Here is an 11244-nt window from a genome sequence, read left to right as displayed (position 1 = left end):
TGAATGGCCTCTTCGGCCGGCCTGCCCCTGAGCAGTTCGATCGTCTGGGTCAACAGTGCGGCCACGACCGGGTTGACCTTGGCGTTCGCGCTGTCCAGCACCTTGCGCAGCAGCCCGACTCGGCCTTCGACCGGAACGGCGTAGTCACCCAACAAGATGGCCAGTCGCGGTTGCGCCTCCAGAATGCGCGAGAACCGGAACAGCTGTTCTTCGACCTCGTCGACCTTGTCCTCACGTTCGGCGACTTCGAGCAAGGCCTGCCGCGACACGTGCTCGAGGGCGGCGATGAAGTCGGAGTTGGCCGACCACCGCTCCGAGGCGGCTGAGCGCAGAACGTCGAGGGCGGGGTCACCGACCTTGCCGGTGAACAACCGCTCGATCAATCGGGCCCTGGGGGCCCCGTCCTCAGCGGGCACCGTGAGATACCGCGTGATGACGATTTCGCGATCCAACATCTGGGCCACCGCGACCAGTTCACCAGATAGGGTGGAAAGCCCCTTGTTGTCAAGGTCTTTGGCGATGGTGCCGAACCGCTCCGACAGGTTGGTCAGCGCGAGACGGCTGGACGAGCGCATCTCGGTCATCAACGGATATTGGACATCGGCGATTGCGGGCGCCATCGCGTCGAGATCGTCCAGAAAACGATCCACGGTGGCCGATTGCTGCGCGGAGTCAGCGACGAAGTTACGCACCAGCTCGCCGGCCTGGCGCACCGCTTCGTGACCGAGTTCCAGACGGAGCTGACGGGTCAATTGGGTACGCAGCAGGTCGACCTGGCGGCCGCCCTGTGTCTTGATGCGTTCCGCCTCGACGCCGGCCTGGGTCCCCAGCTGCTCAGTGATGCGCTTGGAGTCCGACTCTGCCTCTCCGACAACACGTTTCGATTCCGCCTTGGCGTCTTCCACGGCCTTGCTGTGGGCGGTGGTCGACTCGGTCAACCGATCGCTCGCCGCGGCCGCGTCCTTCAATTGTTGGCGCACCGTGGCTTGCCGCGCGGTCATCAAACGACGCACCGGTGGCACCACGTAACGCACCACCAGGAACACGATGGCCGCAAAGCCCACCAACTGGCCGATGAAAGTCGACATACGTAATTACCGTCCGGATGTCTTGGTTGCGGATGTGGTCGCTGCAGCGGGTGCGACGTCGACACCCAGGATTCGACTGGCCAACGTCGCCGACATAGGCGCCACGTTGGCACGCAAATCCAGTTCCACGGCGTCCCTTTCCCGCTTCAATTGCTGGGCGGCCAGCTGCAACGTCGACATCACCTCTTGCTCGGCCCGGGCGCGCGCATCTTCCACGACCTTACGGCCCTCGGCGCGCGCGTTGTCGCGCAACGACGACGCCTGCACTCGGGCCTCCGTCATGGCTTCTTCGTAATCGGCCTGGGCGGCTTCGAACTGCTCGGTCGCCTTCTTGGTGTCGGAAGCCGTCTTGGCGACCATCGCGTCGCGCTCACGCAACACCTTCATGACCGGCGGCACGACGAATGTACCGATGACGGCCAGCACGATCAGGAAGATGGCCAGCACGAAGAAGAAGGTGCCGTTGGGAACGAGGAAGTTGTTGCCTCCCTCTGCCACCACCTGGCTGGATGCCAGAACGCTCAGGCTCGCGTCACCCATCACAGCGAACTAGGTGCCGACGGGCGTGGCGAAGACGAACAGCGCCATGAAGGCCAGGTTGATGAAGTAGGCCGCCTCAACCAGACCGACGGTGATGAAGAACGGCGTAAACAACCGGCCTTGCGCCTCGGGTTGCCGGGCGATCCCGGAAACCAGCGCGTTACCGGCGATACCGTCACCGATACCGGCACCGATCGCGCCGCCGCCCATGATGAGTCCACCGCCGATGAGTGCAGCGGCAGCGACTTGGGGGTCCAGAGCCATTCTTATCCTCCTTGATATCTGGTAGGGGTCTACCAGGCCTCTGTAATGGTGCGTGGGACAAAACAATTCATGGTGGCTTTAGTCATGGTGATCCTCGATCTCCATGGCCTGGCTGAAGTACAAGATGGTCAGGATCGAGAAAATGAAGGCCTGTATCGCTCCCACGAACAGGTCGAACGCTTTCCAGATCGCGTTGGGCGCCCACATGATGTAGGGCGGGAACAGCGCGATCAGCGCGACCAAGATGCCGCCGGCGAAGATGTTGCCGAAAAGTCGGAGTGACAACGAGATTGGCTTGGCCAGCTCCTCGACCAGGTTGATCGGCGCCAAGAACGCGACGTGGCCTTTGAGGACGGCGAGCGGGTGCCCGACGACTCCGCGACGCCAGATACCGGCCACGTGGTAGCAGACAAAGACGAAAAGAGCCAGTGCCAGAACGTAATTGATGTCCGCCGCCGCCGACTTCAGCAACTCAGTGGTGTGCCCGGAGGCGTCGGTGTATTGCAGCGGGAGCACCGAGAGCCAGTTGGAGATCAGGATGAACACAAAGATCGTGACGGCCAGCGGCAACACGAACGGCGCGATCCGCATTCCGACCGCGGCCTCGATCTGATCGCGCATCTGGACCGTGATGGCCTCCCAGAACAACTGAACGCCGCTCGGGACGCCGGTCGAGGTGATCTTCGCCCGCAGGAAGAAGGCCAGCGCGAGCACGATCAGCGCGGCGATCCCCGTCGACAGGATCGTGTCGGTGTTGACGGTCATGCCGAGCCAGGTGGCGTGGCTGTGGTCGCCAACCTCGATCGCGGCTTCGGCCAGGAACGTCGTCTCAGGCATCGGGGGTGTTCCTTCCTTCCGTTCCTTCCGATCCTGCGATGACGCCGCCGTCGGCACCGTCCGCGGACTCCGCCCAGTCGCCGGCGCGCAGCTTCTTCCACACCGGCAGCGCCGTCGATGCCACTAATAGGACCTGGAAAAGCGCCAATCCGAACACCACGCCCAGCCCGGCGGGCCGGAAGACGTAGGCGATGATCAGCCCGGTGACGGTGATGATGGCCAGCCGTGACGCCGAGTTGACCGCCATCGACCTTTTCAGCGGGTGATCCTTGGCGGTTATCGACTCAACGGAGCGACGCACCAGTACGGCGTTGAGCAAACCCAGGAGCAGTCCGATCCCGAAGAAGACGCCGACCATCAGGTGACCGGACAATCCGGCGGCGAGCACCGCCACCGCTGTGATGGCAATGCTGATCGCGAAGAGCCGAACCGGACGGAAAGCAACAGAGGGAAACACCAACGGCGCGTCCTGCGCTGGTGTCGTCACTGCAGCACCTCAATCCCAGGTTGGTGAAACGGGAACCCCTCGACCGACTGATCGGTGGCCCGCCGAGCGTATCGCACGTCACAGTTGAATCACCCAAGGGGTATCTCCCGAGGCCGGTCTTGAACCAGCCCTATCGGATTCGCCTCCGATGGACCGGTCGCCTGTGCGGCTTTTTGGGGTTCTACCTGGACCGTACCACAGCACAGGCCCCCACTACTACTCTTCGTCGTAGTAGTAGCCCCGACGTAAGAGCGGGACCGCGGTCGCGATGCCGGCGACCACGATGGCGCCCAGCATGACCGCGGCGGTGTCGCGGGGGCGGAAAAAAATCGTGCTCGCCGCGCCGAACGCGACGATGCCGACCCACAGATAGATCAGCAGGACCACGCGGCGGTGCGAATGGCCGATCTGCAGCAATCGGTGATGCAGGTGCATCTTGTCGGGGCTGAACGCGCTGCGGCCCGCGCGGGTGCGACGCACGATCGCCAGCAGCAAATCGAGCATCGGCACGAAGATGACCGCGACCACCAGCAGGAACGGTGACAGCAGGGCAAACACATCGCGGGCGCCGTAGGCGTTCTGCGAGACGGGGCCGGCCGCCGTCGTGGAAGCCGCGGCGAGCATCAAGCCGATCAGCATCGAGCCGGAGTCGCCCATGAAGATCTTGGCGCGATGAAAGTTGTGCGGCAGAAATCCCAGACACGCCCCGGCGAGCACCACCGAAATCACGGCCGGCGGATAGAACAGGACGTCGCCGCCGTGGTCACGGAGCAGCCCGACCGAAAACATGCAGATCGCCAACGCGGTAATGAGTCCCAGCCCGGCGGCCAGACCGTCGAGCCCGTCGACGAAGTTCATCGCGTTGACCACCGATACGGTCAGCGCCAGTGTCAGCAGGATGGACGAGGCCTGGTCGAGCACGATGGTGCCGACACCGCCAATGGGGATGTACAGAACGCTCCAGGCCACGCCCATGGTGACCAACACGCTGGCCGCGGTGATCTGGCCGGCGAACTTGGTCAAAGCATCCAGCCCCCAGCGGTCATCGATCAGCCCGATCCCCATGATGACCGCGCCGGCCACCAGGACCGCGGGCATGCCGGTGGAGTAGACGAAGCCGCGGGTGAGCGCCGGAAGCTGAGAGGCCAGGAAGACGGCCGAGACGACGCCGAGAAACATCGCCAGCCCACCCATGCGCGGGGTCGGCGTCACATGGACGTCGCGCTCGCGCGGATAAGCGACGGCGCCCAGCCGGGTAGCCAGCACCCGTACCGGTCCGGTTGCGAAGTAGGTGATGATCGCCGCGGTCAATCCCACCAACGCCAGCTCGCGTAGCGGAACACCGGCGCCACGGTCAGAAAGGGCGAGCAAACCACCGGCAAGGTTGGTCACATCGCTGGACACCAACGAGACCGTACTGCACAAACCTGGGACCTCGACAACCGCTCCAGTCAGGCCTGGGCGGTCAAGCTCTCCGGATCTACACCGAGCACTTCGGCGATCCGCGCCACGCTCACCGGACCCGGCCGCAGGATGCGCGGCGTGGCACCGGTCAGGTCCACGATCGTGGAGGCTGCGCCCTGTTCGGACGGCCCCGCTTCGAGGTAGACGTCGACGAGGTCGCCGAGCTGACTGCGCGCCCCGTCGGCATCGACGGCGGCCGACCGGCCGGAGATGTTGGCGCTGGACACCGCCAGGGGACCGACGTCACGCAAGAGCTCGATGGCAACGGGGTGCAGCGGCATCCGCAGCATCACGGTGCCGCGGGCATCGCCGAGATCCCACTGCAACGACGGCGCCTGTCTCACCACGAGGCTGAGCGCGCCCGGCCAGAATGCACGGATCAGATCGCGGGCACCGTCCGGCATGGTGTAGACGAGTCCCTCGATGGTGTGCCAGGAGCCGACCAGCACGCCCACCGGCATGTCTCGGCCCCGCCCCTTTGCCGACAGCAGCGCCGACACCGCCGCGCCGTTGAAGGCGTCGGCGCCGATGCCGTAGACGGTGTCGGTCGGCATGACCACCAGCCGGCCACCCTTGAGAGCTCCTGCCGCCGCGGCGATTCCGAGGGCACGCTGGTCGGGATCGGCGCAGTCAAAGATGTCAGCCATTGGCGCCGCTCCTCCTGCGGGCTGTCACGAATCGTGGCCGGCCGGTCAGATCCTGCCGCGCCCGGACATCCTCGAAAAGTCCTGTGCGGTCGAATAACTCCAGCGTCTCGGGGGAGGTGGTGTCATCATGCTCGATGCCGATCAGTCCCCCGGGGCGCAGCCAGCGCCCGGCGAGCCGGACCATTGGCGCGATCACCGCCAGACCGTCCGGCCCACCGAACACCGCTTGGCGGGGATCATGTTGGGCGACTTCAGGGTCCAGCACCGCACCGTCGGGAACATAGGGCGGGTTGGCCACCACCAAGTCGACCCGTCCGTCCAGTTCCGGCAGCAGGCCCGGCTGCGTGACATCGGCCCGCACCACCTCGATCCCCGTGCCCTCAGCGTTACGGCGCGCGTACTCGAGCGCGGCATCGGAGATGTCGACGGCGACGATTCGCGCCTCCTGCCCAAGCGCGGCGCGATGGTGGGCCAGCGCCACCGCCAAAGCACCGGACCCGGTGCACAGGTCGACGATCGTGGGCCGTGGCGCAAGTTGTTGCGCGGCGGCCCACTCCAGCATGACCTCGGTTTCGGGTCGCGGTATGAACACGCCGGGACCGACGTGCAGCAGCACCGGCCCGAACGCGGCCGTTCCCAGCAGATGCTGCAACGGCACGCGTCGCGAACGAACGCCCACCGCCGCGCGATACCGTCCGAGAAATTCCTCACCGGGCGATTCGAGCAGGGCCAGGCGGCCACGGTCGACGCCCGCCAGGTGCGCGGCCAGTTGCTCGGCATCCCAACGCGCCGAATCGATTCCCGCTTCGGCGAGGGTGGCCGTCGCATCGTCGATCGCGCGCCGCAGACTGAGCTCGATTGTCCCGCTCCTCCTCATCGCTTCACTCTGCATCGTCGCCGGGACGTCATGCTTGTTGCAGCCGGCTCTGCTTGTCGGCGGCGGCCAGCGCGTCGAACAGGGCGTCCAAGTCGCCATCGAGCACCTGATCGAGATTGTGTGACTTGAAGTTGATGCGGTGGTCCGCGATCCGGTTCTCCGGGAAATTGTAGGTGCGGATGCGCTCGCTGCGGTCCACCGTGCGGATCTGGCTGGCCCGGTCCGCCGACGCATCCGCCGACGCCTGTTCTTCGGCCAATGACTGCAGGCGAGCCGCCAGCACCTGCAGCGCCCGTGCCTTGTTCTGCAGCTGCGAACGCTCGTTCTGGCAGGTGACCACGATTCCGGTGGGCAAATGCGTGATCCGCACCGCGGAGTCGGTGGTGTTGACACCTTGGCCGCCCTTCCCCGAAGAGCGGTAGACATCGATGCGCAGGTCCGACTCGTCGATCTGGACCTCACCGATTTCTTCCGGTTCGGGATACACGAGCACGCCCGCCGCCGAAGTATGAACGCGGCCTTGGGATTCCGTCACCGGGACTCGTTGCACCCGGTGCACCCCGCCCTCGAACTTCATCCGCGACCAGACCCCGTCGGCCGAGGAGCCATCGCTTGCCCTATTAGAAATAGCCAGCGTCGCGTCCTTGTAACCGCCGAGGTCCGAGGTGGTTTCGTCCAGCACGGTGACGGTCCAGCCGTGCCGCTCGGCGTACCGGATGTACATCCTGGCCAGGTCGGCGGCGAACAATGCCGACTCTTCGCCGCCCTCACCGGATTTGACCTCGAGCACGATGTCGTCGGCGTCGTGCGGGTCACGCGGTGCCAGCATGTCGGTGAGTTGAGTGTCCAACTCGGCCACCCGGGATTCCAGGTAGGTCGCCTCGGCGGCGAACGAATCGTCGTCGGCGGCCAGCTCGCGTGCGGCCTCGAGGTCGTCGCGGGTGGCCATCAGCTTGCGGTAGGTGCCGACGATCGGGGCCAGCCGGGCGAACCGGCGTCCGGCCTTGCGGGCCTCGTCGGGATTGCTGTGCAATTCGGGGTCGGCCAACCGTTGTTCGAGGTCGGCGTGTTCGGCCAGCAGCACGTCAATGGTCTGTACCGGCTTTGTCATGCCACACCTCCTGCCCCGCCGTCGCCTGTCACTACCGCAAACGCAAACCGACGCCCGGCCTGTGCGACTGCACGCACAGTTCGGGCGTCGGTAAGGCAGCTATTTGTCGGCCGCTTCAGCCTGCTCGGCTCCGGCCTTCCGCTTTCCGTAGCGCTTTTCGAAGCGCGCCACGCGGCCACCGCTGTCCAGGATCTTCTGCTTGCCTGTGTAGAACGGGTGGCACTGCGAGCAAACCTCGACCGTAATGTGGCCGCCGTCTTTGGTGCTACGCGTCTGGAACGTGTTGCCGCATCCGCAGAGCACGGTGGTCTCCCCGTAGGCGGGATGAATGTCAGTTTTCATGATGTCCTCTTCGATCGTTGTCGCCCTGGTCCCCCGCAGGGATCCGGCCGTCGGGCGTGGGCTCAGAACCACAAGGCGGCTCCGGGCAGTCGACGCTCGATTATGCCAGGTCAACCGCCATCTGCCCAAACACCGAGTTGCGCCCGCACATTCCCGGCGGGCCGAGGCGTGCGACGTTAGTCGTTATCCATATTCCCGGGTGTCGTCTTGGACACCTGGACCAGAAACTCGTAGTTGGTCTTCGTCTTGCGCAGCTGCGACATCAGCAGGTCGATGGCCTGGTGGGAATCCAGACCCGACAGCACGCGGCGCAGCTTGTGCACGATGCCGAACTCGTCGGGCGAGAGCAACAATTCGTCCTTACGAGTACCGGACGGGTTGACGTCGACCGCCGGGAAGACCCGCCGCTCAGAGATCTTGCGGTCCAGCTTGAGCTCGGCGTTACCGGTGCCCTTGAACTCCTCGAAGATGACCGTGTCACCGGTGGAACCGGTCTCGACCATCGCCGTGGCGATGATGGTCAGCGAACCGCCTTCTTCGATGTTGCGTGCCGCGCCGAGGAAACGCTTCGGCGGGTACAGCGCGGTCGAGTCGACACCACCGGACAGGATTCGGCCCGACGCGGGTGACGCGTTGTTGTATGCGCGGCCCAGACGGGTGATCGAGTCCAGCAGCACCACGACGTCCTGGCCCTGCTCGACGAGCCGCTTGGCACGCTCGATCGCCAGCTCGGCGACCGCGGTGTGGTCCGATGGCGGCCGGTCGAAGGTCGACGCGATGACCTCGCCCTTGACCGAGCGCGCCATGTCGGTGACCTCTTCGGGCCGCTCGTCGACGAGCACGACCATCAGGTGGCATTCTGGGTTGTTCTTGGTGATCGCGTTGGCGATGGCCTGCAGAATCATCGTCTTACCCGCCTTGGGCGGGGAGACGATGAGCGCGCGCTGGCCCTTACCGATCGGCATGATGAGATCGATAACCCGCGTGGTCAGCAGGTCAGGGGTGGTCTCCAGGCGCAGCCGCTGGTTCGGGTACAACGGCGTCATCTTGGAAAATTCGGGTCGCTTCTTGGCGTCTTCGACCGGTCCACCGTTGACGCTGTCGAGACGCACCAACGGGTTGAATTTCTGCCGCTGGTTGGGCTGCTCGCCCTCTTTGGGCACCCGCACCGCGCCGGTCACCGCGTCACCGCGGCGCAGGCCGTTCTTGCGCACCATGTTCATCGAGACGTAGACGTCGTGCGGACCGGCCAAGTAGCCGGAGGTGCGCACGAATGCGTAGTTGTCCAGGACGTCGAGAATGCCGGCCACCGGCTGGATGACGTCGTCCTCGCGGAGCTCGGTATCGCCGCCCTCTCCGGAACGCTCGCCCCGGCGCCGGCGGTCGCGGAAGCGGCGTCCCCGCCGGCCCCCGCGTCCTTCGCCGTCGTCATCCTGCTGGTTCGACCCGCCACGCCCCTGCTGGCCGCCCGAGCCTTGATCCTGGTCGCCGCCGCCTTGGCCGCGCTCTTCGTTCTGGTTGTCCTGCTTGCCTCGGTCGCGGCTGTCGGCCTCGGCCGCTCGGCCGCCTGCGGCGCGCTCGCGATCGGTCTCGTCGTTGCCGCGGGCGGATGATCCCGCGTCGCGGGACGCGCCGCGCCGTTCGCGGCGGGGAGCCTCGGTTGTTGCACCGTTCTGGCCTTCCTTGGCCGCCGGCGCTTCAGCGCTGTTGTCGTCCTTGTTGTCTTTGGTGTCGGTGTCTTTGGTGTCCGACTTACCGCTGGCCTCAGCGGACTTCGTGCCATTGGCGGGAGCGCCGTTGGCCTGTCCCCTGACTTCCTTGATCGCGGCGATCAGTTCGTTCTTACGCATACCCGACGTCCCCTTGACGCCGACCTGGTTAGCCAGCGCGCGCAGCTCGGGCAGCACCATGGTGGACAAGGCACCGGCCGAGGCGTTTGTCTTCGCGTCGGGAGTGTCTGCGGTCACGGCATTAGACAGTTGATTGGCGTCAGTGTTTTCGCCAGCCGTGAACAGGTCCGTATCAGTCACGGATTTCCTTTCTTCCCCCGCTGATCACGTCATACGGGGGGTTCGTTGCATTCAGCAAATCGCCGAGTGCGCCCAATCATCGACTTTGCAACGGTGATCGCCTGGATCGGCGGAGTAAACGGCGAACCTCGTCCACAAGAAGAATTGGTGTCGTCCTAGCGGCAAGGCAGTATGGATGCAGATGCAGATGCTGCGATTGCTGGACGGCTCCGAGGATAGCCCCCATCCCTGCCGGAAGCAAGCAAACCCTCCGGCCACGCTGTTGATCAATGCGCGACGGTGACTCCCGGGCTCCAGCGAACTCGTTCGCCGGCGGCCATCTTGACGAGGGCAAATCCGTTCGTGGCCCCGTACTCCACCGCTTCGGTGGGCAACTCCGCCGCCGTAGTCATCGCGATCAGCGATGGACCGGCCCCGGAAAGTGTCGCTGCCACGTTATGACGCCGCAGCAGCCGCAAATATTCCGCCGAGGCGGGCATGGCCGGCGCCCGCTGCGGCTGGTGCAACACATCTTCGGTGGCCACCATGAGCAGGTCCGGCCGTTCGGTGAGCGCGACCACCAGCAACGCGGTGCGGCTGATGTTGAAGCGTGCGTCGTCATGGCTGACCTGCGCGGGCAGCAGCACGCGAGTCTCCGCGGTCAGCGAGCGTTCCTCGGGGATTGCGCAGTACAGGTGGATATCGGGGTGAAGCCGCAGCGGCACCGCCGCGTACTGGGGGTGTTCACCGCTGCTGTCGACCCACGAAACGATTGCACCGCCTAGCACGGCGGCCGCCGCGTTGTCGGGATGACCCTCGAAGTCCGACGACAGCTGAATCAGCTGGGTATCGTCGAGTAGTCGCCAATCGGTTTGTGCGACAAGGCCATTCGCGACCGCAAGGCCGCCGACCACCGCCGCCGCGGACGAGCCCAGACCCCGGGAGTGCGGGATGGCGTTGCGGCAGCGCACCACCAGCCCCGGGGCGCGGGCCCCGACAGCTTGCAGGCCGCGTTCGAGGGCGCGCACCACCAAATGGTCGGGGCCTACCGGCAGCTGGCCGGCGCCCTCCCCCTCGACCGTGACCACGAGGCCGGAAGAAGTTGTCTCGACAGTGATTTCGTCACAAAGATTCAATGCCAGACCGATGCTGTCAAAACCCGGGCCGAGGTTAGCGCTGGACGCCGACACCACGGCGGTGGCCGCCAGCCCGGCAGGCAGCATGGAGGTCACCAACAGCCCTTCGCCGCACTTGCGATCGCCACGCAGCCCAACACGTGACGACCCGCTGCGCCCGGCTTCGCCGCACTTGCGATCGCCACGCAGCCCAACACGTGACGACCCGCTGCGCCCGGCTTCGCCGCACTTGCGATCGCCACTAGGCCAGCCCCAGCTTTTCGACCACCAAAACCGGATCAACAGGCAGCGCAGTCACGGTGGGCATATCCCGCAGCGCCGTGTCGGGATCCTTCAGCCCGTTTCCGGTCACCGTGCACACCACCGTCGACCCACGGGCCACCCAGCCGTCGTCGACGGCCTTGAGCAGACCCGCGATGCTGGCCGCCGAGGCGGGTTCGAC

General features: G+C 65.6%; 11 protein-coding genes and 2 pseudogenes. All 13 read right to left on the bottom strand.

What is annotated here, in order from left to right:
* Nucleotides 1–1088: F0F1 ATP synthase subunit B/delta (locus Q0W90_RS19805; RefSeq protein WP_297776088.1), on the bottom strand; the 1088-nt coding region annotated here is incomplete at its 3' end.
* A gap of 6 nt (nt 1089–1094) precedes the next feature.
* Entirely contained in the window at nt 1095–1628 is a 534-nt protein-coding gene (locus Q0W90_RS19800) for a F0F1 ATP synthase subunit B (RefSeq protein ID WP_297598846.1), read from the bottom strand.
* A gap of 9 nt (nt 1629–1637) precedes the next feature.
* Nucleotides 1638–1886 (bottom strand): F0F1 ATP synthase subunit C, encoded by a 249-nt coding sequence (locus Q0W90_RS19795; protein WP_024636915.1) that lies wholly within the window; start codon nt 1884–1886, stop codon nt 1638–1640.
* Between the two features lie 84 nt (nt 1887–1970).
* Nucleotides 1971–2729, bottom strand: a complete 759-nt coding sequence (gene atpB, locus Q0W90_RS19790) for a F0F1 ATP synthase subunit A (protein WP_297598848.1) — start codon at nt 2727–2729, stop codon at nt 1971–1973.
* Entirely contained in the window at nt 2722–3216 is a 495-nt protein-coding gene (locus Q0W90_RS19785) for an ATP synthase subunit I (RefSeq protein ID WP_297598850.1), read from the bottom strand. The genes atpB and Q0W90_RS19785 overlap by 8 nt, the downstream gene beginning before the upstream one ends.
* A 216-nt stretch (nt 3217–3432) precedes the next feature.
* Nucleotides 3433–4639: pseudogene (gene rfe, locus Q0W90_RS19780) on the bottom strand (UDP-N-acetylglucosamine--decaprenyl-phosphate N-acetylglucosaminephosphotransferase).
* Between the two features lie 28 nt (nt 4640–4667).
* Complete coding sequence (locus tag Q0W90_RS19775) at nt 4668–5327, bottom strand: L-threonylcarbamoyladenylate synthase (RefSeq protein ID WP_297598851.1); 660 nt, start codon at nt 5325–5327, stop codon at nt 4668–4670.
* Nucleotides 5320–6186 carry a peptide chain release factor N(5)-glutamine methyltransferase gene (gene prmC, locus Q0W90_RS19770; protein WP_366521378.1) on the bottom strand — a complete coding sequence of 289 codons (867 nt, stop codon included), beginning with the start codon at nt 6184–6186 and terminating at the stop codon, nt 5320–5322. Before prmC ends, Q0W90_RS19775 begins: the two co-directional genes overlap by 8 nt.
* Before the next feature lie 46 nt (nt 6187–6232).
* Nucleotides 6233–7315 (bottom strand): peptide chain release factor 1, encoded by a 1083-nt coding sequence (gene prfA, locus Q0W90_RS19765; protein WP_297598855.1) that lies wholly within the window; start codon nt 7313–7315, stop codon nt 6233–6235.
* A gap of 99 nt (nt 7316–7414) precedes the next feature.
* Nucleotides 7415–7657 carry a 50S ribosomal protein L31 gene (gene rpmE / locus Q0W90_RS19760; RefSeq protein ID WP_297697477.1) on the bottom strand — a complete coding sequence of 81 codons (243 nt, stop codon included), beginning with the start codon at nt 7655–7657 and terminating at the stop codon, nt 7415–7417.
* Nucleotides 7658–7833: 176 nt separating this feature from the next.
* Nucleotides 7834–9687 carry a transcription termination factor Rho gene (gene rho, locus Q0W90_RS19755; protein ID WP_297697478.1) on the bottom strand — a complete coding sequence of 618 codons (1854 nt, stop codon included), beginning with the start codon at nt 9685–9687 and terminating at the stop codon, nt 7834–7836.
* A gap of 266 nt (nt 9688–9953) precedes the next feature.
* Complete coding sequence (gene thrB / locus Q0W90_RS19750) at nt 9954–10904, bottom strand: homoserine kinase (protein WP_297599058.1); 951 nt, start codon at nt 10902–10904, stop codon at nt 9954–9956.
* A 139-nt stretch (nt 10905–11043) separates the two neighbouring features.
* Nucleotides 11044–11244 (bottom strand): annotated as a pseudogene (locus Q0W90_RS19745) (threonine synthase); the annotation flags it as partial.

The organism is Mycobacterium sp. (genome assembly GCF_025933915.1).
Classification (GTDB): Bacteria; Actinomycetota; Actinomycetes; order Mycobacteriales; family Mycobacteriaceae; genus Mycobacterium.
The sequence above is the reverse complement of the archived record's forward strand: the minus strand, read 5'-3'. Positions and strand labels throughout refer to the sequence as shown.

Bases quoted from the DNA above. Each gene is read 5' to 3' on its own strand.
- Q0W90_RS19775 (WP_297598851.1), bottom strand. From the start codon at position 5,327: ATGGCTGACATCTTTGACTGCGCCGATCCCGACCAGCGTGCCCTCGGA.
- prfA (WP_297598855.1), bottom strand. From the start codon at position 7,315: ATGACAAAGCCGGTACAGACCATTGACGTGCTGCTGGCCGAACACGCC.
- Q0W90_RS19800 (WP_297598846.1), bottom strand. From the start codon at position 1,628: ATGGGTGACGCGAGCCTGAGCGTTCTGGCATCCAGCCAGGTGGTGGCA.
- atpB (WP_297598848.1), bottom strand. From the start codon at position 2,729: ATGCCTGAGACGACGTTCCTGGCCGAAGCCGCGATCGAGGTTGGCGAC.
- rpmE (WP_297697477.1), bottom strand. From the start codon at position 7,657: ATGAAAACTGACATTCATCCCGCCTACGGGGAGACCACCGTGCTCTGC.